Below are 24,884 nucleotides of genomic sequence, written 5' to 3' on the forward strand. Positions count from 1 at the left end.
TGCATGGCTCAGATTACTGGGGTATGCTTTACTCATGTTACTCTCTCGGTGCTGTTTATTATCTATTCACAGCGTATACTGAGAGAGCTTTTTTACAACCTGAGCGACTTTTCAAACAACCTCTAAGAGAATACCTGTTTCTCCAAATTTTGGTGAGCATCCTACAGTCAATTAAAAATGTGAATTTAGAAAGGTTAGCGAATGGGATACCTTTGCCAATTAAATTTGAGAGTAGAAGAAAAAGAATACAAAGATTTATCTCATTACCAACTCTCACAATTGAAAAAATTTGGTTTCCTATCATTACGGAATGGTTATCAATATACTTCACTAACGAAAAAATAATTTATGTAGCAATTGATAGAACTAATTGAAGCTATTAAATCAGAAGTTTATACTAATCAAGCAAAAATTGAAGCTGAAATAGAGATAACTCAAAATAACCTTGAACTCACTGAAAAAGAAGAAGAAAAAATCATTTTTAAGCAGCAACTCCAATCTGCACAACAACAAATTGAGCAACTCCAGGCACAGTTAAATGCCGTCCTAACTTCGGTTCCTATGCGTTGGTTGGAAATGCACGAACACCGTCCGCTTCTGGAAAAGGCTCTTCGTGATACCCAAGAAAGTTTGATGATTATTTCACCTTGGATTCGAGCTAGTTCTGTAAATAAACAATTTCTTGCAGATTTTGAAAATCTCCTCAAGCGGGGAGTGCAAGTGTACATTGGATATGGTTTGGGAAAAGATGATAACGATAAAAAGTACCCAGCCGATATCCAAGCTGAGAAGACAATACAAAAATTAGCCAGTCAGTACAAAAATAACTTCCAGATCAAACGTTTGGGAGATACCCACGCGAAAATCCTCATTTCCGATACAAAATTTGCTGTCACTACAAGTTTTAACTGGCTATCTTTCCGAGGTGCAAGCGATCGCACATTCCGTGATGAGCGGGGAACACTTGTATCCGAGCCAAAAAAGATTAGTGAGCTATTCGACAGCTACAGAAAGCGATTTGACGAGTAATAGAATTTTGACAACTGGCAGATATAGAGAAACACCGTACCTTCTGGGTCAAACATAGGCGAATTATCTATATGTGCCAGTCGGTGCATAACGTTTATTTCAATAACTGTTAGGGACTATTTGCTGTATAGTCTATAAAATCATGGCTTGACCTCCAAAATGGTCAGTAAATGCCTGAGCCAACGGAGACTTAGGGAGGGCAGAAGATGAAACTGGTAGGATATGTGAGGGTTAGTAGTGAGTCGCAAGCGGATAACACCAGTTTGTCAGAACAGAAAAAAAAGATTGCTGCTTATGCTTGTGCTTTTGGTCATGAACTGGTAAAGGTTTTTGAAGAAGTGGGTTCGGGTAAGGATACTGAAAACAGGCCGCAGTTTCAGCAAGCTTTGGCTTTTGTGGCTACGGGTGCTGATGGAATCATTGCGGCTAAACTTGACCGCCTAGCCAGAAATACCCGCGATGTCCTGACTTTGGTGGATGATGTCCTCCAACCCCAGAAAAAAGCTTTAATTTTGCTGGATTTGCAGGTGGATACAACTACGCCACAGGGTTACATGATTCTCACTGTGATGTCTGCGGTGGCTAAACTTGAGCGGGATCTGATCAATGAACGCACTCAAGGCGGTAGACGTGCTAAGGCTGCTAATGGTGGCTATGCCTATGGTTCACCTGCTTTTGGTCAGGTGGCTATTGAGGGTGATTTGATGCCGAAATCTGATGAATTGGAGGTGGTTGAGCTGATTCGCCGTCACCATAAGTCTGGGAAGAGTTTTCAAGCGATCGCTTCTTGGTTAAATGAAAAGGGACACAAGACAAAGCGCGGCTGTGATTGGCAAGCCATGAGTGTTAAGCGGGTTGTTGACCGCCTTTATCCCAAGGCTGCATAATAAATAGTTATTAGGTGCTGATATTATTAGCACCTAATAATATCGTGAAATTTTCTTTGCGTATCAGAGTCGAGCATTTCAGATTGTTTGACAAGATTTAAACTCCTAGTGGTTTTAGCAATTTCTACCAAAGATTCGTCGATGTGATAGCTCTTGTGTTCAATCAGCCAGGTAAGGATCTCAAGGAGATGCCAGACAGACTGCGCCCCTCCGTAGACAGCAGGGGGGCGGTCTGAAATGCTTTTCGATAGTAACTTTTGAATATTTTGTCGAGAGCATCCCAAGAGGTTCGCTACATCGGTAACACCAACAAAATCGGGTGAAGCCTCGACAATCTCGGCTCGTGGGATAGCCTTTCTTACATCATTTATGGCGCTAGAAATTGCATCATACGCCGATGGTGCTTCACGAATAAAATCAAGAGCGATAAAACCCTTTATACCAGTGCCAATAATGGCATCATCACAGCCCGATTCATAGAGGGCATCGATGAACATACCAGTATCAGTCGTAGAATTTGGGAGTTGGAATTTTAGAGTAAATTCATATTCTTGCATCTAATATTACCCTCTCCTATTCGTAATCATTTCTCTTCTTGTTGATAAATACACTTATCCACTACTCGACGAATCTGCTTTGCATGGTTAGTAGCATTTCTGGGAGTACTCCAAATACTAGTAATGCAAAATTCCCCACATCTACATTCAGAATCGTTGTAAGGGCAATACATTTTCCCCCAAGCATGAGAGCCACCTTCTTCAACTTCCCAGCCTTGCTCAACAGCATAATCCAACGCTGCTCGGATCTCTTTATTGGGGTGTTTCTTTGCCATTACCTAAGACACACAATAATCTTAATTCGTACAGAGTGAGTTGTCAACTGACAACTCACTCTGTCCATTTTACTTAAACATGACCTGAAGAGGCAGGGGAGCAAGGGAGAAGGTTTAATTTTTTCTTAGTGACATTCCCTTTTAGTCCTACAACTAAAATACTTTTGTACAATTGTACGTAAATACAATCTAACTTTTGTGCAAAAGTATTTTAATATATTTGTGATAATGTACTTTAGTAACTTTATACAATTAATTTATGCCAAATCCGCCAACAGTCGTCTCCTTGGGCTTGGCTGGGGGTCAGGGAAAGTCTACAGTAGCCTTGATGCTGGGAAGGTATTTAGGGCGCTTAGGAATTCCCGTTTTGTTTGTAGATTGCGACCCTCAATCTAGCTTGACCAGTTTTTTAGGGGTACAAGTGCAGCCTCATACCCCAACATTACTGGAGGTTCTGACACAACCAGAAGAGAAAACCAAAATTATCGATGCCATTGCGTCCGTACCAGACGTTAAATTGGGCGACAAATTGGGCGACCGAATCATTAACAATAGCAACCTGTTCTTAATTCCTTCAGATGACGGCTTGGAGAGCGCCAACTATAAATTGGCTTCCAGTGGACTAAGTCTGTTTATTCTCAGGAATCGCCTCCAGCCAATTGTGAATAATTTCGGCGTGGCAATTGTAGACCCACCCCCGGAACGTTCACATTTAGCACAGACTGCCTTGGGTGCTGGAGATAGATGGGTAATTCCAGCCGAGTCCAACGTCAAGGGAGTGCAATCGCTGTTGCGGACTTTGGAATTAATCAAAGAATTTAAAACCGCCCTACCTTATGGTGAACTACTGGGTATAGTGCCGTTTCGCGCGCGCTGGACTGGTTTACATCCAACAAACGCTACTAAAACCAGTATTGATACCATGCGGCAGCTAGTAGGTGATGAATTGATGTTGCCGCATATTTTGGAATCAGATGTATTCAAAAATGCCATCAACCAACGGGTTGCGCCAACCGACTTGGGGCAGCCAAATCTGGAATATACAATTCACGTCTTAGCTCAACGACTCAAGCCAGCTTTGCCAGAAGAATATGCCAAATTAATCCCATCAGAAACAGCGTCATAAACTTTACTAAGAGGTGAAAACATGAATATTCTAGACGAAATCAGAAATAGAGCTAATCAACCAACAGTTGCACCCAGACAAGATGTGCTAGCTCCACAACAGCAAAGTTCGACTCCCCCTGATATTGATATGACATCGACTGCCGATAATGACCTTTCTGAACTCACAAGATTAGAAAAGCAACTAGCTCACTTCCCGGAAATTGCGCCTAGAGTCCCTGTACGTTTAGAAGTGCCAATCAAGCAAGAACTCGATGAACTATGCAACAAAGAAAAAATAACAGTGGAAACGCTCTTGGAAGCTTTTTATGTTACCTGCCAAGATAAAGATACAGTCATGAAACAAGTGCTAAAAGAAGCCAAAAAACGGCTGAAGAGTCGCAAAGAAGCAGGTAATATTCGCTCTAGCATGACTCGTTTAGCTAATTTGGCTAAAAAGCTCAAGTAGCAATCAGGACAATAGCAAACACTCGCCCCTGGTTGAACGATGTCCTGACACAACATCTAGGTTGACAGTGGCTTACACAGCAAACGAGTGAAGAGAAGACATATTCTCGCAATAAAACTTAATTTTCCAGTCACCTATTTGTAACGATTGGTTGAAGTACAGCAGCTTTTGTCAGAGGATAAAGAAAAAGCAGCTGTTTGATGACCGTGAACAATAGTGCGATCGCCTCGTTTAATTTACACCCAGAATCGCTGGCATTAACAGAGCCACTACCTATCACCATGCACCCATCTGAGGTGTATTTGGCTTCTCTGGGTGAAGGTTCCCGGCGGACTATGCGGGAGGCACTTAATGCGATGGCGCGGTTATTGACCAATGATAGTTGTGATGCTCAAACTTTGGACTGGTCAAAGTTGCGATATCAGCATACGGCAGCAGTTCGGTCGGTGCTGATGGAAAAATACAGTCCAGCAATGGCGAATAAAATGTTATCTGCGCTGCGGCGGGTGCTGAAGGAAGCATGGCGGTTGGGCTTAATGTCTACCGAGGACTATGGACGGGCTACTGATATTCAATCTGTGCGGGGTAAAAGTTTACTGAAGGGGCGGGCGCTGGATGCGGAAGAAATTGCTGCCCTTTGGGATGATTGTATTCAAGATAACTCCAATTTAGGGGCGAGGGATGCGGCACTGTTGGCAATTTTGACGGTGGGGTTGCGGCGTTCTGAGGTAACACATCTTGATTTGAGCGATTTAAAACCGCGCAGTCGGTCGCTAACTATACGGTCAGCTAAGGGACAGAGTGAGCGAATTGTTTACTTACCAGAAGCTGGAGTCCGGGCGGTGCAGGATTGGTTACTGATTCGGGGGAAGTCTGCGGGTCCTTTGTTTTATCCGTTGGATAGGGGACATAAAATTATACAACGGCGGATGAGTGAGCAGGGGGTACTAAGGGCATTACAACGCCGAGGGGAAGCGGCGGGTGTGGAAGAAGGGTTTACGCCGCATGATTTTAGAAGAACGTTTATTAGTGATTTGTTGGATGGGGGTGCAGATATTGTTACGGTATCCAAGCTGGCTGGTCATGCGTCAACTAATACTACGAGTAAGTATGATAGGCGGGGGGAAGATGCTAAGAAACGAGCCATTGATTTATTAAATGTGCCTTACAAGAGGCGTTAGAGTGGGGATGCTCCTATTTATTTTGGGTGCGGCTCTTTTAGCTGATAAAAAGCTCATTATCGGTCTTTCGTTCTCAGTCTCCCATTAAACCGTCGATCTCTTTTCAGTTCTGCGGGAATTGCAGGAATGAAGGGTGCGATAGCTACGCTCTCTTCTCTACGAGACGCTCCGCGTAGCTTGCTTCTCCGGAGGGGTACGCCGCAGGCATCGCCACCACGCCACCACGTAAAACGGTAAAGTTTGCATTCTAGAGGTGTAACCATTGATTGCTACTAAAACGCCCTATGCACTTTGCTCATGTTCTATTGGAGCAAGCTCAATCACTACCCGTTGATTGAGAGCGTGAGCGATTTTTTGCAGCATTGAAAGGGAGTGTCCTTCGTAATCAGCATCTTCAAGCCGTGCAATCACAGGCTGTTTTGTACCAACAAGTTCAGCCAAATGTTTCTGTGTTAACCCCGCTTTTGTTCTGGCGGAGTAAATCAACTGTGCCACTTCTGCATTTATGGAGGCTTCCTCCACTAATGCCTCAAGCTCTGGGTCACTGCTAGTAATTCTGTCAATAATTTTGAGCGCATCGCTAGTCTTGGCCATCCTCTTGTTCCTCTAGATAGGTGTGAACTTCTGGGTTTTCTGCGAATAAAAGCTTTCGTGAGAGCGCCCGTTCAATATCAATTGGTGGTACAGCAGGGTTTGGGGACTAAATCCCTAATTTGGTTCTCAATACTGCCTCATCTTTGAAGCCTACCAGTATGGCTGTGCCATCTTTGACGAAAAGTGGACGTTTGAGCAGCATGGCATCTTGAGCGATCGCGTCAATCCACTGTTGATCAGTCCAAGTCTTCTTTTGTTCACCTAAAGCACGGTAGGATTGGCCAGAAGTGTTACGCATGGGCGCAAAACCCAAGAACTTCACCCAGTCTTGAATCATGTCACGGGTGGGCGGCATTTCTTTTGTGTTAATGAATTCATACTCAATACTGTTGTCTTGGAGCCACGTAAAAGCTTTTTTACAAGTGCCACAGTTGGGGATACCGTAAACCTGAAGGGACATAAAAAGTTAATCAACAATTTCCATGACATATATACATGGTTAGTTTAACTTCTGGCGATGGTGCGGCGCGATCTGCTTGCAGCAGCGCTGAGTGCAAAGCACACGCTCCGCGAACGCTATAGCGCTGAGGCAATCAATCAAAGTGAGGCGTAGCCCATCGCCTCCGGTAGAGTAGAACGCCATCATTCACAGTTAAGATCACTTGATCGGGTAATATAATCCATCGTCACCAAAGCGCCAGCCACGAGTACCAGGATCTCGATGACGGCTCCATGACTCGAACTCGGATGGTGTGAGATTTTCTCGCTCCCTAGACAGACTTAATTCATCAACACCCAATCTCCGAGCTAAACTTTCCCCAGTGCAGAAGTTAAGTTATACTTGTCTTCCCTGGAATGGATGAGATGATGAAAATTGTCTTCTGCTTGTATTTCCTTGGTGACGCAGCTGCCCAAGTGTATGATTAATTTGGGCAAGGCTTTTGGTAACAGTTTCTAACTTTTCTGACAAGTTATTCGGTTGTTGTGCTTGTTGTTGAGGTGATGCCGATTCTATACCCTGTTCTATACTCTGGGTGAGTTGCCCCAACATTGTTTAAATTTGTTGCAAGCGATTCTCTGTACTGGCATTATTATTTACTTGATTGGCTGACAGTGCTGAGAGTCGGTTCATGATGAGGTGTAGAAGATTTTCTATACCATTGTCAGGGTGTTCTGTCTGTTCCAGGATTTGATGCAGACCTTGGACTACTAACTCTGTGGCTGAGGTGTTGCGTTGTTTGGCTTCGGCTCTAAGTGCTGCAACTAAAGACTTAGGAAGTTTAAAATTTACCGATTCCCGTTCTATGGCCATGAAAACACCCGCACTCCAGCAATACCCTTCTTTACTTAGCTTACATCTGGTTGGTATCGAGGACACGGAGAAATAAGAGTATGAGAATTTTTTTGTGTAAGTTCTAATGTTTACAAATATACAGGTTTATATAGAAGCTTATATTTGCATTTTTAAAATTTATCAAGGAAATGATTTACTAATTTTCGCACTTTGATAAAAGCCTATCAAGATACATTGATACAATTAAATTATCTAGCTATTAGCTGATATTTTAATCGATATTAATATGAATTTTATTTTACAGATGATTCAAATAAAAATATAATGAATTTAGATTAAAAGTTAGATAAATTAATTTTGAATGTCAAATAAATTTTATTTACAAAAAGAATCGCCAACTGTACTCGATATTTTTTGTGGCGCAGGTGGAATGAGTTTAGGTTTTCAAAATGCTGGCTGTGAAATTCTGGGAGGAATTGACAATAATCCCAATGCTATCAGAACACACCACAGAAATTTTCCGAACTGTAGATTGAAACTGAATGCTCAAGATATCAGAACCACTGATATGCTGGAACTTCCGCTTAAACCTAGTGAGGTTGATATTTTAATTGGGGGACCACCATGCCAAGGATTTTCAGTAGTTGGCATTGGGAAGATGAAGTCTTTAGAAAGAGCGAAGGGAAATGACCCTGAATTGAAAGTAAGAAATGACCCAAGAAATTTTCTATACAGAGTCTTTGTTGATTTTTTAGATTATTATCAGCCTCTTTTTTTTGTAATTGAAAATGTTAATACATTAAAGAATAATAGAATATTTCCTACAATTATTAATTCTTTAAGTAACGGATTACCTGAGCATGAGCGTAATTATCCAGGGTATGATATTTTTGAACCCAAAGTATTAATTGCGTCTGATTATGGTGTTCCTCAAATTAGGAAGCGCCTATTTATTGTGGGTAAGCGCAGAGATGCTAACTTGAGTTTCGAGTTTCCTAAAAAAAATATAATTTCTCCTGTCTCAGTGGGAGATGCTATCGGAGACTTACCCGAACTCGAACCTATATCTATGGTTTTGAGAAGTAAAATTAGTGGGCCAAAACAGATTGATGTTGAAAAACAATATAATTGTCCAGCTCAATCAGAGTATCAAGAAAAAATGAGAAGTAAAAAACAGCAAGGAGAAGGTGTTATGAATCATATATGTCGCGCTCATAACGAAAAAGATTTAGATATATTTGCAATGTTACCTCAAGGAGGTAAATATAAGGACTTACCTGAATCTGTTAGACGCTATCGCTCTGATATTTTCGATGATAAATATAAACGTTTGAAATGGAATGAACCTTCATGGACATTAACAGCACATATGCGAAAAGATTGTTTAGCCTATATTCATCCAACTCAAACTAGAAGCATTTCTGTCAGAGAAGCTGTTAGGCTTCAAAGCTTCCCTGATGATTTTATATTTGATGCACCTATGACTAGAATGTTTGAATTAGTTGGTAATTCTGTACCACCACTTTTGGCTGAGGCGATCGCCAGACCTATTGTTGAACAGATCAAGGCTTACAAAGCAGGTCATTAGCTCAGTTAATTTTGGTATTTATTTGTGAAACAGATGGAAATGTGAGAAGACTATCAAAGCATTTAGATACAGTATTAACTTCTTCGTTATGAAGAATAATCCCTAATTCATAATTTTGCTTCATTCCACGCCGACTTAAGTTGGCTGATCCAATTAGAGCAACTGAGCGGTCAACTACAATCAGTTTTGAATGCAGTTCTTCTACAGGATCATTGAAGTTGTAAACTTGACAGTAGGGGTATTTTGAAACTAAATCGAAGAAATACTGTTGAATCTCTTGAGGCTGATTTTGAAACCGATTAATGATTCCATTAAATTTGATTCCCCGCTTCAAGCAATCCTCGAATTCTTCAAGAATTTCATCAGCCCCAACGGTAATTGAATAGGCACACAATAGAACTTCACGTTCAGCTTCTCTGAGCATATCTTTTAATGCTGATTGAACTGAGCGTACCCCTGTACCCATCCAAGCCAGACCTGTAACTACAGTTTCATTGGTCATGGTAAATTTTCTAGTAGCAACTGTCTATCAAGTAAAGTATTTCTGTGTTCACAAGAAGTTTCAGAAATAAACTGGCAAGCATAACAAGCAGAGCCATTAACTCTATCTTCTCCAAATTCTTCTTCAATACAAATTGGGTCATTAGAGCAAGCATCTACATTGCGTAGGGCCGACTTAAGAATGCGTTCAAAGTGAGGCACTAAACCGATTAGTCCTCCCAATGTACCATCCCCTCCCGATTGGGCTGTATAAAGTAGTAAACCACCAACGGTCTTATTATTTTCCGTGTAGGTGTAAACTCGTTCCCTAATAGCTGCTGACGAATAACCAGAATCCACTGATAGTGCTGTAATTAAACGATGACTTAGTGTATGCCACCAGACAAAAACAGGGTGTAAATAACTCGTTTGAGATCCCGGCATAGCCTTAATTTTTCGGTAGCCATCGGTCGAGTTATAAGCTGACAACCAACGACTATAAGCCGACCCTTTTAAAGGAAAATGTTCTGAAATGCCTTTTGGTTCTTCGGTAGATATCAAATCCAAAAAAATACCCTCACCAAATAACTCAACACCTGGATGCCAAGCGATACTTTCATCAGGTGGTCTATACTCAACAGGTACAACTTTAGGCTGTGGATCATCCTTATCTGTGCTAATCGGTCGTGTATAACCAACCTGTACCATTACCACCCGCAAGCGACTAAGGGGCGTAACCCGTAAAATTCGTCCTGAATCTAACGTGAATGTCTCCACATTTTCGTGGTAAACTTCAAACTGATTTGGACCACCTGGTTTATCTGAACGATGCGGTGGAGCGCCATAACAAGCAGCATTACGCAGACTTTTAAACTCTTCTTGTTTTAGATTTTCTTCAGTTGCATCGTGCTGTCTTGTTTGTTCATTAAGAACATCATTGACAGCATCAAGGATTTCTCGTTCGCTGTATTTCTTAATAGTTTCAGCAGATGTTGGATCTAACAGTCGTCTTGCCACCAAAGTATCTAACATCTGGACAATTTGAGATTTGGATTCTATGTTGATAGGCAAAGCAGCAAGGATGGCTCGACTTTGTAGTAAGCGATGTAGAGCGGTATCTAGTGGTGGAATTGTTAGTGCAGTTCGGAGTTCCGACACCCTTAAATTAGCAGCACCACGCTGAATAATTTTAGCTCGTTTATCACATCCTGCTGGATCTTCTCTTCGTTCTGGAAATCTACCACTACATTGAAACTCTCTAGAGTAAGCTTTACCAAAATTTTCTGATCCGCCACAATTGGGACAGATAATCTGTATATTTCTGATCGCACCTCCACCCCCTTCCCATTTGTAAAAGTCTGCTCCCTGACATTCGCGTTTATGTTTTATCAGTGAGCGCCACGGGACTTCATTCAGATGTCCGTGAGAACAAGCTAGAACAAATCTGACTGCTTCCTCACGAGATTTATCCCAAGCCTTATAAGAATTTTGTAGTTGTCCACATCTTGGGCAACCAACTGCTTCACCTACTCTCTGTTGATAGAGAATCCCATGTTTTGTACATAAAGACCAAGTGGGAAAATGGTAACTTTGGTAAACTGAAATGCTTTCAGGTTTTCCTAAATCAGCATTGGAGGGAATATAGAAAATTTTATTGCCATTGAGTAAGGTTTGGGAGAGCCTTAAGTCTGTAATTTCATAATCTTCAGGTCTGCGCCCATTATCAAATAACTTGGATTGGCTTGGTGCTGCAATCACCACTGGGCCATCTGGTGTTTCTAGAATACTACCTGGACCAAAGGTGGTGATATATTGTGAAGGACGCAATGATTGACCTTTACCTGCCATAGTTTAACTTCCCTGATTGGCTTGATTTTGCTGATTCATTGAAATAGAGCCAAAGCGCGTCATGGATTCGACTTCGCGCAAAGACTGGGGAGAGTTGCGAAAGACAAATGTAAAACCTTGTTGTTGATGTTGCTCATCTCCTAACACAACAGACTTTGTAGGAGATTTGTTAATCGCGTACTCTACATAAACTAAATTATTTTCTTGCTGTGCAGTAGTTTCCCATCGGTCAAGTCCTCCTTGCACCTCCCGATTAACTTGGTCTTCTGGTGGTCTTCTGGTTTCTAGCTGAATTTGCGATCGCCTTTTAATAACTTCGGTGATACATCCCAACTCAGTTGAGTTACGAGCATTTCCAATGTGGCTAGCATCCGCCGCCCATTGAGATACAACATTTACTCCCTGAATTGTTCTAGCTTGTCGCAGTAATGCCACTGCTACTGGACCCATCCCCCGTTCTCTGGCTCTAGAAGCAAAGGGAGTTACGGTAATCGGTTCCACATAACGGTAAATCGCCCTATGGTAGCCAGTGAAAAATTCGTAATGATCCAAGTCCCTGGGACGACTGGCTCTGAAGAAAGTAATCACTAACCCTCCAGTTGAACGACCCACACGACCTGTAGCTTGGATATAAGATGAAGTAGTTTTTGGCTGACCATTAACCACCATTAAACCCAAGCGGTCAATGTCAACACCAGTGCCGAACATGGAAGTACTCAAAACAGCATCTCTAGCATCTGGTAATGGCAGTGAAAGGCTGCTAAGTAAACCAGGTAATTCAGTAGAATCCATGCGACTGGAAAGTTCAATTGCTTCTTCTAGTTCTCGTGCAGTCACTCCCATAATGTCTGCATTGTGCCGCAGTCGTTCAGGAATGTCTTGACGATAAAGTGTAACAGCACCTGCCAATTCCCGAATCGCATTAAAGTAGCCTACCAACGTCCAAAATGGGTCGCAGTCACTATCGCTATATCCTGACTGTTTCAGTTGCTCAATGCTCTGAAACATTGATGAATAAATGCGAACAATGGGAGTTTGAGCGCCCTTACCTGGAGCGCAAACAGCTACATAAAGGCGACCACTAGGATGCTTGCCATTAGCATCTATCTCTAATGGATGAACATTCCTTGGTGTTCGAGCAAAAAAACTGTTGTCTGCTGATAAAGCAGGTGGCGGAAACTGAAAAACCGTGCGATTAAACAAACATTGTACTTGCGATTGAGACTGTCGCACTGTTGCTGTGGAAGCAATGTATTTAGGGCTGACAATTTGACCCTGATACATTCGTTCACATAGAGTATCGACTGCTGTTTCGTAAAGCCCAACCATGCTACCAAGTGGCCCTTCGATTAAATGAAGTTCATCTTGCAGAATGAGGTCAGGTGGCAGGAGTGGATTTACAGCTTTATTATGGCTTTTAGGATCACTAGCCCCTGCATTATCACGATAAAAACCAGACCGGCTATTGTAATGATTGATGTTTCCAAATAACGCACTTGCTCTTGGCTCAAAGGCTAAACGGGCAAACTTATCAACTGTAGCTACTAACAGTGAAGGAATACGGGAATAAACTTGATCGTCAACTGTATAGGCTGAAATTGGAATTCTTGAGGAGAAGCTTGAGGATGAGTTAGTGTATCCTTTAAAAGCTTCAAGAGGTTGTTCCCAGACAAACTTATCAGCAGCAATAGTTTGTTTATCACATTTTTTATTAAATTCAAGAGGAACTTTTTCATTCCAAACTTTTTGGTTGTTAAGATCGCAATCTGGATTAGGACAATAGATTTCAAAGTTCTCTATATTTTCTTTGCCATTGCGACTTCCTATATGGCTCCTTTTAAAATATCCAGGTCGGCTGATTCTAAAAGGGACTAAATTTAAAGAATTTAACTGGGGCTGAATTTTATCTCTCCACCATCCCTCCAGCTTCCCTGCTGAAAGTTTTGACCCTTTTTTTATGTTCAGACTTAGGGAAAGGGTTATATAGTTACTAGAATTGACGATAGGAGCAGAAGAAAAAATCGGTTCGGATTCAAGTTCTTCCCAGTTGTTTGTTTGATGAGAAATTGATGGGTTAGCAACAACTCCCTGCATAACTAGATGAATTGTGTGTGTCTTTCCTCCTAGTAATCCGTCTCTTGGTATGGCTAGGATTGACCCACAACAAGGGCAGTTAAGAATCTGAGCTGGGTCGCCTTCTACTCCTGTTTTGCCTTCCAATGCTGAAATAGCACCTAACAAAGGAGTACTGTTGGGAATGTATATATCTTTCAAGCGATTAGGGGTGACGCTACCACCTACCCACAGTCCGACAGAGAAGCGAGTTGTTCCCCAAATATGATGGTCGCTTCGCTGACAATCCTTCGGTCGCCATCCAACTGGAGAACCCATTCCTAAGTTTTCAACTCGTAGCACTTCGGAAGCAACGATTAACCCTAAAGCGCGACGAAATTGTTGAATTGTTAATAATCTCAGGGTATATCTAGAAATTACACTCACGCCCTGTCCAGTTGGCTCTTTGGACGAAACTTGACCAGATCGTAATCTTCTCAATCCCAGTGTAAAAGCAGCTAGACCTAAATATGCCTCAGTTTTACCACCACCTGTTGGGAAAGCTAGTAAGTCGCAAGTCTGGCGATCTGGATGTAAAGGATTAGCGATCGCCGGGATATTCATCAGAATAAATGCTAGCTGGAAAGGTCTCCAGGTAAAATCATCTCCTGGTCTTCTCCAAGATGCCTGAAGATTAATCGCTTTATTTGCAAAACAAAAAGCCAATCTTACTTCTTCATTTTGAATAATTAACTCAATGGCTTCTTGTATTCGCTCCTGAGTTATGCGACAGTTTTCCAGATGTCGATTAGCGGCTCGATGATATCTAGACTCTAATTGACTCACCGTAGTTTGTTGTTGATTAATCCAGGCTGCATAACCGTCAACCAAAGGCTGTAGCGCTACACGCATTTCGGTTGAATTCCATGCTTGTGCTAGGGTAGCAGTATTTAGCTCTGGAGTTTGTTCTATTTCAGATTCCCAATCAATTGCCGGTGATTGAATTGGGTAACAAGGCACATATTCTGTTCTACAATCTGGCAGACTAAACTTCTGCCATTGCTGTTTTCCACATTTAAACTGAACTAAAAACCCATCAGTCCATGTCAATAAATTTTCCCCTTGACAGGGGCGCTCTGGGTCTATTTCTTTCCAAATAGCTGCACACAAATGACCCCGTGCATACGCAAGATATTCTCGGTATATTAATTCTAATGATTCGTCTTCTTCCTGAAGACTTCCTAGTTCGGGAATTTCATGAGAAGGCTGGAAACTATCAAAAGGCAAGAGCTTTGTATTTTCTCCAGTCACAACTCGAATTTGAGGTTGAAAAATCAGATCGTCAGTCTCAAACCGTCTCTTTCCTGACTCACTCAGTGGATCAATCAGAGAAGTTTCATTGACTAAGTAAATTGAAATTTTGTAGGTGTTATCAGAACGAAGAACACTCCGAATTGTGATTTTAACTTGGTCAGTTTCCGATATGGTTAAGTTGTTTGTAACGGAAATCGGTTTAGGGGTGATATAAAAATTGGGAATTCGCTTAAAGACCTGATGTCCTTGGGGATTTCTTTCAGAACGATACCGCGCCCAAGTTGCACAAATTTCTATTGTAGGTTCAATCTCTTTTGTAGCACTAACAATAAAAGAAATGCCTAAAGAACGGGGTTGTGATTTTGGATCTAAGACGGGTGCAGCAGCAGCTACGGGACTGTCTTCATCTGATTCATCCTCACCATAGTCGTCCATTCCAGTCCCTAATATTTCTGCTTCACCCTCAATCTCTTTGGCATCTTCATCACTGGCATCCCTGGGAATGAGGACACCAGTTATAAATTCATTGCGTGGATCTTGCTGGCTGGGCAGTACCTCATAGCAAGACTCTCTGGGTCCAAAAACTTCCTGTCTGAGATTAATTAGCAATTCTGTTCTGACTGACACAATTCACCTTACTAAACAACTTGTAATATATTCATTCTTTGATCTAGATTTTACGCAAATTTTAAGTAATTTTATTAGAATATTTTGATTACTTAAATGATTAACTTAAAGTAGGTTTTTCATCACCATAATTGACTAATTTTCTGAAGCAATAGCCTCATTTAACAATGCTTTAAGTGGCATTATGTGTTTTTCCGAAAATGTGATGTATGTATCCTTTCCACAGAGTTTAATGTGTAGTTTTCCTCCTATTTTGGGAATTGAATTAATTTGCTCTTCAATATCATATATCGGTTCGACTGAACCATGCTTTAACTTAGCGCAACAGGTGGGACACAAGCAAAGAACATTACCCAGATTATCAATCCATCTTGCTTTAGTGTAAGGAATTAAATATACTCCTTCAAAATATGGTTCGCCATCTTCCTTCGGGAAAGTTTCAGAACAAATTTGACATCTACCGTTATATATTGCTTTTAGGTCAGTTCGTATCTTATTATTTTTAGCTTCCCATTTCTTGGACTCAATTTTCTTGAATCTTTCATTTGTGGATGGTTCTTTTTCTTTTTCATTGCGAAGATTATCTTGTATTTTCTGAAAACGCGCTTCAGGATTAGGAACTGGACTTGATTCTATAGCTTCATTTAATTCAGTTTTACCAGGGCGTGAAAATACTTCTTTAAGAGCAGTTCTGTAGTCAATGCTAGATATTTCTGGTTCTGGGGAAATACCATTACTGGATGTTGTTTTTTGTCCTGTTCCATTTTTTCCTGCTCCCTCAGATGATGCACCTTTAACTAATTGTTGGAGCAAATGCTTTTGCTTACGTGGTGGGCAGTTTATTAGAAAAGAAAGTAGCTCTGGATCTATTCCTAGTTTATTAGCTTGTTCTACTAATTCTAATCTTGGTTTCACACCCAAACAAATCGCAAGTAGTTCTCCATCTTTATCCATAATAAAATCATCAGATAAATGATCAACCGACAACATACAAGGTTGAAGAAATTTTTTATCTAGATTTGGAAGCCAAGATTTATAAGAAGCAATATTTCCTGCTTTTGAAAAATTTGGTGTTGTTTTTTCTGAACTTTGGTACGTTTTATACCTAGAAAATTCAATTCTCCCCTTCAATTTTTGTCGATTAGGTAATAAAATTTCATTCCAAATATAAACAGATTTATCATATGTGTAATTATCCAAAGCATGAGCTAGACCATCAATATCGAAGTTAGGATCAAATCCTTTAATACCTCGTTTATGATTACGAATATTATCAGAAATAATTACGTATCCTTCAGCATTGGGAGGAGTATAATATAAACGCACTTCCTTTTCAATACCTAATTCACCAAGTAACTCTCTATCTATGAAGATTTGTTCATCTAAAAACCAAGCTGCCTCATTTCCCTCAAAATACATTTCTAATTTATGAGAACGAAAATATATTTTTTCAGGTGCTTGATATTCCTGTTTATTTGTTTTTGCATTGATAGATAGTAAAAATGGTGTATCTTTTAGTAGTTCTATAAGCTGTTTTCTTTCTGTAGAAGACGATAATTGTAAAGCATCTTCAATTATTTGAATATCTTTTTTATTTTGTTCTTCATCAATTTGTTTTGAGAATTTGTATTTACGGATAAGGTGGTCGCGTACTTCTGTATAACTACTAGGCTTTTCTAAACCTAGTCTTTCTAAAAATGTTTTAGCTTCGGGAATAGCAAAAATTTCTCTTTTAACAGTTTGTTTACTTGTTGGTACATCAGTTGGCAAATAGGCATTTGGTCTTTTAGTATGATAATCAAATGGTGTTACGTGCTTATTATTTTGTAATCTGATGAAAGGTTTGTTCAATAGTGGTGGATTTTTTCTATGTGTTTCTTCTTTCCAAAGTGCTTCTTGACCTATGAGGAAGGTATAAAATTCTGCTACCCAATCATCTGACTGCTGTGTAATAAAATCTAGACTAAATTTTGAAGCAAATTTGTCAGGTTCTATTTCTTCAACTTTCAGAATATCTCTAATATATTGGCATAATTCAGGAGTAGTATTCCTAGATATTTCGTCAGATAACCATGTGTAATTATCTCCATAAAGCTGTTGTAATTGAGTATCTGAAAGAAGTTTACGAAATGCAGCACTTCGAGCTAACTTAGCCTGTGTAGCGGGAATATAACGTCCGTCAGGCGTAGGTAACAAGGCATTTTCTTTAAAAGCTTTACATACCTTATTAAATACAGGCAGAAACATAGCATCTTCTGTAAATTCAGATGCACGTATGGGAAGGATTTGTAAACAACTTACGGTGAGTAATCCTAAGTCTTTTAACTTTGGCAGAACACTAGCCACTAAATCAGCAGTAGTTTCGATTAGTTCCTGATTAAAACTCTCATTAGGAGGAATTTTTGCTCTATCTGGTGTAGTACGGTAAGGACCTTGGACTAAAAAATTCAAGTGAGTTTCCTTTTCTGTTGGAAAGAAAACTACTAATTTAGAATTTGATACAGAAATAATCTGTTCTTGCTGAGTTTTTTTATCTTTCTCAAGAAGAAAAGCAACTTCAACTTTGAGAGTTGGCTGAGAAGGAACTGATTTAGCAAAGATGAGCCAAGTCTCTTGACTATTATCAAAAGATGTATTTATCTTAAGATTAACTCGTTTATAACCAGCATCATGTTCTAAAATATCTCGCTTGTAAATCCCTTGTTGTCCCTTTTCTAAATGCCAAGAAATTTCTTCAATAGAATTTAGAAATAGCAAATTGCGCGGATTGAATTTTCGCAGGTGTTTTTCAATCTCTTGGTAAGCGACTGCCTTAGATAAATCTTGTAGGTTAAATTTAATAATAAAAAGAGTAGTATATTCTCCAGGTATAATAACATCAGTCGTTACAGCATGAGGTCTAACATAATGTTCCACAAAAAAATGTTCATCGCCTGAGTGAATTTCTGGAGAATCAGTGTAGGCATAGACTGACTTGAAGCCAATACCAAAATTACCAATTTTTGTTAGGTCTTCCTTTTTGGTACTCCTGACCAGTCCACAGATACCCTGAACATCTTCTTCTGTAAATAATCTGCCATTGTGATATACTTCAAGTCTGTCATTAAATAATTTAAAAATTACTTTTGTAGCTCCTGCATCTTCTGCATTTTGAAGTAATTCATAAATAAAGTGCGTTCTGTCACTGTACAAGCTAGTAAGAAAGACAGGCCCATACTCATCTATATCAGTACCATATCTTATAAGATTTTTTTCTGTAATTTGTTTGTAATTGCTAACCATTTGTGACCATCCCTTGTACTAATAAAATTCCTACAGCAACTCGCTGACTAATAATGTCTGCTTCACGGCGATTTTCTAAATCAGAACGTTTGCTTTCGTAATCTCGTTGAATACGCGATCGCTCCGACTCTTTCATCCGAATAATGCGCTCTTCTTTAGCCTGATTTAGTTCATTTCCTACGCGCTGAATGCGATTTTGGTAATAAGCATCAAGACTAGCGAGTTTGCGATTTAACAGCGTATTGTTTCTCTCTCGTAACTGACTGAGTTCGTTTAAGCGATACTGGTGTACAGTTTCATCAAGTTGTTGAATACCAGTATCGACTAAAGAAGTTGGGAAGTTAACATATTCTGCTGGTTGTACAGCGTGGCTCAACAATCGCACCAGGGGGGCTGAAACTTCGGGTGCAAAACACAATTTATCAAGATTGCAAGCATTTCCTACTAACCGCACTTCTGGGCGCACAGCCACCGTTTCCCAAAGGTCACAAACAAAAAGGTACTGTCCTGGTGGCACTGTATTATCATAAACAGCAACTTGCGTGACGAGTGGCTCATCTATACTTGCCCAATGAGAAATAGCCACCCGTGCTAAAGGATGAATCGGCGTGATAAATGGAATCTCCCTCTGTTGGAGAGCAGTTTTCTGGTCAAAGGTGTGTAGCCAATAAGGATCGTCACCTTCGAGCCAACGTGTGAAAGTAACTGTGGAACGGTCTAACTGTTTGAGCGATCGCACTTTTTTAAGCAATTCCCCTCGTCTATCCTTGTTCAGCCGTAGCCGATGAAGTCCTGGATGCCGACTATCAACAGTAATTTGTCCTCCCAATGTCGGCTGTTCCACAAACATTTCAATCAGCTGGCGTAAATCATCCGCAGAAACAAATTTGTCTTCAGCAACCACAGAGTCAATATCCGCAGTAAACCCCTCATCAAGTCCCAAGAATGAACCACCTTCTGCTTCCAGCCGATGCTGTTCTTCTGTTAGGCGGAGTGCATTATCTGCCATTTGTTCTGCTTTCTGTTCAGCTTGTTCGGGGCTAAGATTAGGGTCAAGTGCTACACGAGTTAAATCTTGGACAACATCTCCTAGCACTTCCTCCAAATCCCCTATTGTGTCTTGAAAGATGCCCAAGCGTTCAAAGCAACGGAAGAAAATGCGCTCTTCAACAGTACCTGGTGTGACAAAATTAAATATGAGTACCTTATCGCTTTGCTGACCAAAACGGTCGATCCGTCCAATGCGTTGTTCAATCCGCATGGGATTCCAAGGGATGTCGTAATTTACCAAGCGATCGCAAAATTCATAATCTAGCCCTTCGCAACCAACTTCAGAAGATAAGAGGATATCGAGTGCATCTGAGTTGTCGCAGGGTAAGCGGAATCGCTCTCGTAAGTGTTCTCTTTCTGCATCTTCCACCTTTCCAGTAATTACCTCTACTCTGTAACCAGCCTCTTGCAGTTGCTTTTGCAGATAAGCCAAGGTATGCAAAAAGAAAGAGAAAACCAATACTTTGCCAGAACCCTTACCCTCTAATGTTTCTTCTATTATTTTTAATAACTGCTCTAACTTTGGATCATTTGGTGGCAAAGCAGCAGATAGGCTACGCAGGTTTTTGGCTTTCTCCAACAAATAGGGGAGAAGTTTAGTATCCTCATCCTCTGTTTCAATATCATCACTAATATCAGAGAGTGCAAATTTGCCAGTTAAGATAAATTTATTGAGTGTAGGTACAAGGGCTGGCAAACAACTCGCCGCCTGACGCTCTAAAGTATCGGTGATCAGCCGTATTACTTGTTCTTCATAATCTAAAGAAAGCATTTCTCGACGGAATTCAATCAACGCCTGATAAAACTCTTCCTGTTCAGGTATAAAGGGTACAGAAATCGTGTGTGGCTCACGAATTGTAAATCTCCCAATGTCCCGTCTACGAGTACGATTCATTACATGAGCTAGTGAATGCACTTCTTCTAAATCCCGCAGACAATTAATTCGGTCTGCATCCGTAAAAGTTACCCCACCCCTCAACTTTTGATACCACTCCATAAATCGAGGATCTTGGCTGAGTACTTGCTCACCCCAAGTTGTTGTTGCAGCATCTCGCAATGCTTGGAGTGCTGAGGTTTGCCAAGTATTTTGGGAGGATCGGTTGCGAATATATCGGATAGCTTGATTGAGGTGCTGATTGGGTTGCACCATTTCATCAAATACTGTCTCATCAAGAAACAGGTCAGGGCGTAGCAGATTGAGCAATGTATAGAGGTTGCGATTGCCAAGATGTAGCGGGGTTGCAGAAAGAAATATCACAGCTTCACTAACGTCGCAGAGAAATTTCACTACTTCATGAGAGCTAGTCCCTGTATTTCTAAGATGATGTGCTTCATCAACAATAACCAGACTAAAGCGGGGGGATGGATTAAGTGTCATTAATCCGGGGCTAGGCCGTCGCCCCTTCATTCCCTTGAGATATTTATCAATTCTCAGGAGTTCCAAATGGACTATGGCGCGTGAATACTGCAAAGGCCATAGTCCATCTAAATCCGTCTCCCGGAGGCAATAGGAAAGAGTTTCTGAAGTCAGTGGTCGGAAATCTTCATCAAAACGGCGCATTTCTGCTCGCCATTTGTTAACAAGGGCTTTGGGGCAAACAATCAGAATGTTGTCTAGCTGTTGGCGAGTTTGAAGTTCTCGTAGTATTAAACCAGCTTCAATTGTTTTCCCAACACCAACCTCATCAGCAATCAGTAAGCGGGGCTGATCAGCACGTAAAAAACGCAGTAAAGGTTTGAACTGGAAGGGAATAAACTTGATGCGTGCTGATTGGAGGGCGTAGAGATTATCAATTTGTGGATGAGAAAGCCTTGCTGCGGTCAGTCTGGCACGAAATCTTTGTACATCGAGCCATTGCCCTGCTTTTAATGTTTCCAATAATCCAGTAGTTTTTGCAGTTGATCCAGCATCAACCAGTTGATCTTCATGGTATTCCAGGATTTGAGTGGGTGAATGGAAGACACGGTAACGCGATCGTCCCCCTGCTGGTGGAAGAATCTCGATGACTGGACCGGATCTCGATGGATCAGCACGCAGGCATACCATTTGTCCCAGATTGAAGAGTGGCTGCATCCTTAATTTATACCTATTTTCACTTAAACCAGAAGAAACTTTTAACCTGACATGAGTTCAACCGGACTCTAAAACCCTGAAAGTCTAGTAGCGCGTGCGAGTAGTGACTCTCAGCCTGAAAGTCTTTTCATTTTGTTATATGGCATTTTTATCGAATTCACGTAAAACCAAGGAATTATCCCTCTAAACTATAATTATTCCCCCAAAAAATGTGAAAATAACATTCAGCTAAAGAAAAACTATTTCTTAGTTAGCAAAAAAACCTCAAAACTCCCAATATTTCCCAAATCATCGCAATGATTCCCCACGGCTCCCAAAGTTTGAAAGCCCTAAAATCCCCAAAAAACTACCGCACACTATACCAAAAAGTTTGGTAAGTTTTTTGAGCCAAAACTGAGAAAGAAAAAAACAGCAGTCCCCAAACACTACTAAAATATTACATAGGTAATACAATTGAGACAATCAAATTTTTATTGAAATCAGCAAACCACTGGCTGCTTACGGTTTGTTGATTGAGAATGCAAAACGGCTCTCAAGTTTGACTTGAAAGCCGTTTTAACAACAGAGAAATTGACATGGGGCTTCATAAATTCAATGCAATACCCCGGTTTCGGTATAAGTGGTTCTATATATTCCATATATTAGGAGATACAGCTAGATGGCAAAAGGTTCCGAAAAATAGCCGAGAGGTACTAGCTAATTTAGCACGATTGGCTCATGTGATAATTTCATGCTTTCTGCCATTATATTGATGAAATATTGAGCTATGGGATGAATAACCGAATTCATCATCGCGTTCTTCATATTGTTGAATCCAATTCTGTAGAAACTCGAATGTTTGTGCCTGCTCCTCGATTGATTTGAATTTGTGCGGCTCCCAAGGACGATTGCGGTTATTTTCAAGACACTTACTAATACCGGGATTTAGGAAATAGATTTCCGTCGCGGATTCGATAGCAGCTTTGATTAGCGTGCTGTAGCAGCCTTCAATTACCCAAGAAGGATTATTTTCTATGAAGTCTCGTAGATCCTTTGCTGAATCTTTTTGAGAACGCCGTATGGCAATTTGGTTTGGTTCCCAGACGATAGTATCGAGATCAAGAATTGGGATACTGAAGTCTTTACCAAGTTTATTTGCAAGAGTAGTTTTTCCAGAACCGGAATTGCCAAATATTAAAATTCGATACATTGTGTGTGGTGATTTAATTAAGATGCAGCTGAATGATTTCTAATTTTTTAAACAGCTTAAATTATTAATTACATAAATTTAGTCAAAAGTTGAAGAGGTGATTAAGAGTGCTTCTACCTCTGCCAGTAAGTACCTCATGACAGAGGTATAAATTTGCTCGTGTGGGTCATCTTAACTCGTTGCCAGTCCCATCTCCCCCGAAAAAATCACTCTCCCCAATACCCGCCCCAATCCGGCTTGGTCAATGGTTTAAACTGTCTATACTAGGGTATATAAGTGGTATAGAGATGGCTAACACAGAACGCGAATCAATAAACTTCAAACTCCCCAAAACCCTCACCAATGCACTCCGCAAAGCTGCACGAGAACGTAACACTACGGCTACCGATTTAGTGATTCAAGGCTTGCATCATATCCTGGGGCAAGTTCCTGGCACAGAAACAAGTGTAGAAACTCGTCTACACCAACTCGAAGCCTTTGTGACTCAAATGGCTAATGGACAAGTTGCTGGTGTAGAAGATAGTTCAAAACAAAGACTTTCACTGTTGGAGCAAAAGACCGAAGCCATATCTTTGAGGTTGGCACAAATTGAAGGAGCTATTTCTTTACTTGGACAGCGTTCTGCAACTCCTCAAAGAAGGCAATCCTACCAATATCATCCACCGCAGTTAGAACTGCAAGCGTATCAAGGGGTAAATCTGGCTAAAAGATTGGGTGTGGATTTGGCTACTTTAGAGCGGGAACGAAACAATCAGAGTTCTAAGGATTTTGAAAGATGGTGCAGGTCGAAAGATCCTAGTTCTACTGGATGGCGTTTTGGTAACGATGGACTATTCCATCCCATTAAATGATGGAACACATTTTTGTTTTTTGTTCAAAATTCCAGTTCCTGCCCCGACTGCTGGTGCTGCTGGTCATCCCTCTGTTTCTTTTGCTGCTTTCTCCATGCACACAGCGTCTCATTCCAATCTTTACCTTTGGGTTTAACTCGCATGGCATGATGTAACTGTTTCATGATCATTTGTGCCGTCTCATTCCCCAAATCATTATTGTCATAAGCCACTTCTACTGCGGGAACAGTTTGCAGATATTCCACTGGTAGGCTTTTGGGACTATCTACTGCCATGTACATTGTCCTGGTTTTGGGTATTCCTTGCTGAACTTCCATTTCAAGCGTTGCAAATGACAGCGCCTCGATAGGGGATTTACACAATACTACTTTTTCAATTTCGCCGTTTGGTTCTCCACCGAGTTTTAAATGAAACCACCCTTCAGTTCGTTTACTTCCTGTCACATATCCCTCAAAGCTGTTATCTTCCCCTTGTGTCACATTTAAAAATGCACCAGTGGTTTCACCATCCAAATTCCGCATTAAGAACACGGCGTTTTGTTGCTTGTCAGCGTAAATTAAACCCTGATCATGAACGGCTTGGAGAAAACTGGGTAGTAATTCTCGCTTCTCGGTGAGGTAATTTCCGACTCTGTGCCATTGGCGCTCATTCGCTGCTGGGGGTACAAACTTCGGTCTGGGTTCCAACTGGGCAATTTCAGCCGCTCTTTTTTGAGATTGGGCGATGACTGCCCTCTGTAACCCTTTTTCACCAAAGCCATCATACAGCCAAGCGATCGCTTGCTGATCATTACATTCGTTAACGTGTATAACCAAGTCAATCTGTCCAGTCTCAGGGCAAGCATGAACGGAACGGAAATCTCACCCCTAAATTTTTATTCCGAAGTGGGTACGGAATCATAAGACTGCACCTGATATTCATGGGATGGTGATAGTCCTGGATTGGATACAAATGCGTCCCTTACAAGTATAACAAAATCCCTATTCAATGGTCAATTTACAGGTTTTTAAGGATACCCCTCTTCTGTCACTTTCCGGAATAAGGAAGTAGTTAAGGAGCTAAATCATCCAGAATCATAAAAGGGTTTAAATTGATTCATGGCTGCAATTAAATTATTGAATCCCAGTAACAACTGTGAA

20 protein-coding genes and 1 pseudogene are annotated in these 24,884 nt (G+C 40.8%); 8 read left to right on the forward strand and 13 right to left on the reverse strand.

What is annotated here, in order from left to right; translation table 11 throughout:
* From VB620_RS19925 to VB620_RS19935, 3 genes and pseudogenes are all read left to right on the forward strand, one after another.
* Window positions 1-374 (forward strand): annotated as a pseudogene (locus VB620_RS19925) (hypothetical protein); the annotation flags it as partial.
* A complete protein-coding gene (locus VB620_RS19930) occupies window positions 358-1,029 on the forward strand; it encodes a phospholipase D-like domain-containing protein (RefSeq protein WP_323197893.1) in 672 nt (223 codons plus the stop codon). The pseudogene VB620_RS19925 and the gene VB620_RS19930, both read left to right, overlap by 17 nt.
* Before the next feature lie 206 nt (window positions 1,030-1,235).
* On the forward strand, window positions 1,236-1,916 hold the full coding sequence (locus VB620_RS19935; RefSeq protein ID WP_323197894.1) for a recombinase family protein: 681 nt from the start codon (window positions 1,236-1,238) through the stop codon (window positions 1,914-1,916).
* A 26-nt stretch (window positions 1,917-1,942) separates the two neighbouring features.
* Here VB620_RS19935 and VB620_RS19940 read toward each other — a convergent pair whose 3' ends face one another.
* Window positions 1,943-2,473, reverse strand: a complete 531-nt coding sequence (locus tag VB620_RS19940; RefSeq protein ID WP_323197895.1) for a helix-turn-helix transcriptional regulator — start codon at window positions 2,471-2,473, stop codon at window positions 1,943-1,945.
* Window positions 2,474-2,499: 26 nt separating this feature from the next.
* Complete coding sequence (locus tag VB620_RS19945) at window positions 2,500-2,748, reverse strand: hypothetical protein (RefSeq protein WP_323197896.1); 249 nt, start codon at window positions 2,746-2,748, stop codon at window positions 2,500-2,502.
* Between the two features lie 259 nt (window positions 2,749-3,007).
* On the opposite strand from VB620_RS19945, the gene VB620_RS19950 reads away from it, so the two are divergent.
* The 3 genes from VB620_RS19950 (at window position 3,008) to VB620_RS19960 (ending at window position 5,502) form a co-directional block, all read left to right on the forward strand.
* Window positions 3,008-3,874 (forward strand): ParA family protein, encoded by an 867-nt coding sequence (locus tag VB620_RS19950; protein ID WP_323197897.1) that lies wholly within the window; start codon window positions 3,008-3,010, stop codon window positions 3,872-3,874.
* Window positions 3,875-3,895: 21 nt separating this feature from the next.
* A complete protein-coding gene (locus VB620_RS19955) occupies window positions 3,896-4,321 on the forward strand; it encodes a hypothetical protein (protein ID WP_323197898.1) in 426 nt (141 codons plus the stop codon).
* Between the two features lie 200 nt (window positions 4,322-4,521).
* Window positions 4,522-5,502 (forward strand): tyrosine-type recombinase/integrase, encoded by a 981-nt coding sequence (locus VB620_RS19960; RefSeq protein ID WP_323197899.1) that lies wholly within the window; start codon window positions 4,522-4,524, stop codon window positions 5,500-5,502.
* 282 nt (window positions 5,503-5,784) lie between these two features.
* Here the strand turns inward: VB620_RS19960 and VB620_RS19965 are convergent, their stop codons facing one another.
* The 4 genes from VB620_RS19965 to VB620_RS19980 form a co-directional block, all read right to left on the reverse strand.
* Window positions 5,785-6,096, reverse strand: coding sequence for a helix-turn-helix domain-containing protein (locus VB620_RS19965; protein WP_323197900.1), 312 nt, complete (start codon window positions 6,094-6,096; stop codon window positions 5,785-5,787).
* Between the two features lie 106 nt (window positions 6,097-6,202).
* On the reverse strand, window positions 6,203-6,556 hold the full coding sequence (locus tag VB620_RS19970) for a Spx/MgsR family RNA polymerase-binding regulatory protein (protein ID WP_323197901.1): 354 nt from the start codon (window positions 6,554-6,556) through the stop codon (window positions 6,203-6,205).
* A gap of 375 nt (window positions 6,557-6,931) precedes the next feature.
* Entirely contained in the window at window positions 6,932-7,147 is a 216-nt protein-coding gene (locus tag VB620_RS19975) for a hypothetical protein (protein WP_323197902.1), read from the reverse strand.
* A 3-nt stretch (window positions 7,148-7,150) separates the two neighbouring features.
* Window positions 7,151-7,408: a hypothetical protein gene (locus tag VB620_RS19980; protein WP_323197903.1), complete on the reverse strand. Its 258-nt coding sequence runs from the start codon at window positions 7,406-7,408 to the stop codon at window positions 7,151-7,153.
* 343 nt (window positions 7,409-7,751) lie between these two features.
* On the opposite strand from VB620_RS19980, the gene VB620_RS19985 reads away from it, so the two are divergent.
* Window positions 7,752-8,978: a DNA cytosine methyltransferase gene (locus tag VB620_RS19985; RefSeq protein WP_323197904.1), complete on the forward strand. Its 1,227-nt coding sequence runs from the start codon at window positions 7,752-7,754 to the stop codon at window positions 8,976-8,978.
* A 1-nt stretch (window position 8,979) separates the two neighbouring features.
* Here the strand turns inward: VB620_RS19985 and VB620_RS19990 are convergent, their stop codons facing one another.
* The 6 genes from VB620_RS19990 to VB620_RS20015 form a co-directional block, all read right to left on the reverse strand.
* Window positions 8,980-9,480 carry a phospholipase D family protein gene (locus tag VB620_RS19990; RefSeq protein ID WP_323197905.1) on the reverse strand — a complete coding sequence of 167 codons (501 nt, stop codon included), beginning with the start codon at window positions 9,478-9,480 and terminating at the stop codon, window positions 8,980-8,982.
* Entirely contained in the window at window positions 9,477-11,306 is a 1,830-nt protein-coding gene (locus VB620_RS19995) for a DUF1998 domain-containing protein (protein ID WP_323197906.1), read from the reverse strand. Before VB620_RS19995 ends, VB620_RS19990 begins: the two co-directional genes overlap by 4 nt.
* Before the next feature lie 3 nt (window positions 11,307-11,309).
* Window positions 11,310-15,299 carry a DISARM system helicase DrmA gene (gene drmA, locus VB620_RS20000; protein ID WP_323197907.1) on the reverse strand — a complete coding sequence of 1,330 codons (3,990 nt, stop codon included), beginning with the start codon at window positions 15,297-15,299 and terminating at the stop codon, window positions 11,310-11,312.
* A 135-nt stretch (window positions 15,300-15,434) separates the two neighbouring features.
* Window positions 15,435-18,581, reverse strand: coding sequence for a sacsin N-terminal ATP-binding-like domain-containing protein (locus VB620_RS20005; protein ID WP_323197908.1), 3,147 nt, complete (start codon window positions 18,579-18,581; stop codon window positions 15,435-15,437).
* Window positions 18,574-21,705: a DEAD/DEAH box helicase gene (locus VB620_RS20010; protein WP_323197909.1), complete on the reverse strand. Its 3,132-nt coding sequence runs from the start codon at window positions 21,703-21,705 to the stop codon at window positions 18,574-18,576. The genes VB620_RS20005 and VB620_RS20010 overlap by 8 nt, the downstream gene beginning before the upstream one ends.
* Before the next feature lie 715 nt (window positions 21,706-22,420).
* Entirely contained in the window at window positions 22,421-22,894 is a 474-nt protein-coding gene (locus tag VB620_RS20015) for a P-loop NTPase family protein (protein ID WP_323197910.1), read from the reverse strand.
* 287 nt (window positions 22,895-23,181) lie between these two features.
* On the opposite strand from VB620_RS20015, the gene VB620_RS20020 reads away from it, so the two are divergent.
* Window positions 23,182-23,745 carry a hypothetical protein gene (locus VB620_RS20020; RefSeq protein WP_323197911.1) on the forward strand — a complete coding sequence of 188 codons (564 nt, stop codon included), beginning with the start codon at window positions 23,182-23,184 and terminating at the stop codon, window positions 23,743-23,745.
* Window positions 23,746-23,768: 23 nt separating this feature from the next.
* Here VB620_RS20020 and VB620_RS20025 read toward each other — a convergent pair whose 3' ends face one another.
* Entirely contained in the window at window positions 23,769-24,560 is a 792-nt protein-coding gene (locus VB620_RS20025; RefSeq protein ID WP_323197912.1) for a DUF3991 and TOPRIM domain-containing protein, read from the reverse strand.
* Between the last annotated feature and the right edge of the window lie 324 nt (window positions 24,561-24,884).

Source organism: Nodularia harveyana UHCC-0300, from assembly GCF_034931085.1.
Taxonomy (GTDB): Bacteria; Cyanobacteriota; Cyanobacteriia; order Cyanobacteriales; family Nostocaceae; genus Nodularia; species Nodularia harveyana.

Excerpts from the sequence above, each read along its gene's own strand:
- VB620_RS19935 (WP_323197894.1), top strand. The coding sequence starts at position 1,236 with ATGAAACTGGTAGGATATGTGAGGGTTAGTAGTGAGTCGCAAGCGGAT.
- VB620_RS19940 (WP_323197895.1), bottom strand. The coding sequence starts at position 2,473 with ATGCAAGAATATGAATTTACTCTAAAATTCCAACTCCCAAATTCTACG.
- VB620_RS19945 (WP_323197896.1), bottom strand. The coding sequence starts at position 2,748 with ATGGCAAAGAAACACCCCAATAAAGAGATCCGAGCAGCGTTGGATTAT.
- VB620_RS19950 (WP_323197897.1), top strand. The coding sequence starts at position 3,008 with ATGCCAAATCCGCCAACAGTCGTCTCCTTGGGCTTGGCTGGGGGTCAG.
- VB620_RS19955 (WP_323197898.1), top strand. The coding sequence starts at position 3,896 with ATGAATATTCTAGACGAAATCAGAAATAGAGCTAATCAACCAACAGTT.
- VB620_RS19960 (WP_323197899.1), top strand. The coding sequence starts at position 4,522 with ATGACCGTGAACAATAGTGCGATCGCCTCGTTTAATTTACACCCAGAA.
- VB620_RS19965 (WP_323197900.1), bottom strand. The coding sequence starts at position 6,096 with ATGGCCAAGACTAGCGATGCGCTCAAAATTATTGACAGAATTACTAGC.
- VB620_RS19970 (WP_323197901.1), bottom strand. The coding sequence starts at position 6,556 with ATGTCCCTTCAGGTTTACGGTATCCCCAACTGTGGCACTTGTAAAAAA.
- VB620_RS19975 (WP_323197902.1), bottom strand. The coding sequence starts at position 7,147 with ATGTTGGGGCAACTCACCCAGAGTATAGAACAGGGTATAGAATCGGCA.
- VB620_RS19980 (WP_323197903.1), bottom strand. The coding sequence starts at position 7,408 with ATGGCCATAGAACGGGAATCGGTAAATTTTAAACTTCCTAAGTCTTTA.
- VB620_RS19985 (WP_323197904.1), top strand. The coding sequence starts at position 7,752 with ATGTCAAATAAATTTTATTTACAAAAAGAATCGCCAACTGTACTCGAT.
- VB620_RS19990 (WP_323197905.1), bottom strand. The coding sequence starts at position 9,480 with ATGACCAATGAAACTGTAGTTACAGGTCTGGCTTGGATGGGTACAGGG.
- VB620_RS19995 (WP_323197906.1), bottom strand. The coding sequence starts at position 11,306 with ATGGCAGGTAAAGGTCAATCATTGCGTCCTTCACAATATATCACCACC.
- VB620_RS20005 (WP_323197908.1), bottom strand. The coding sequence starts at position 18,581 with ATGGTTAGCAATTACAAACAAATTACAGAAAAAAATCTTATAAGATAT.
- VB620_RS20010 (WP_323197909.1), bottom strand. The coding sequence starts at position 21,705 with ATGCAGCCACTCTTCAATCTGGGACAAATGGTATGCCTGCGTGCTGAT.
- VB620_RS20015 (WP_323197910.1), bottom strand. The coding sequence starts at position 22,894 with ATGTATCGAATTTTAATATTTGGCAATTCCGGTTCTGGAAAAACTACT.
- VB620_RS20020 (WP_323197911.1), top strand. The coding sequence starts at position 23,182 with ATGGCTAACACAGAACGCGAATCAATAAACTTCAAACTCCCCAAAACC.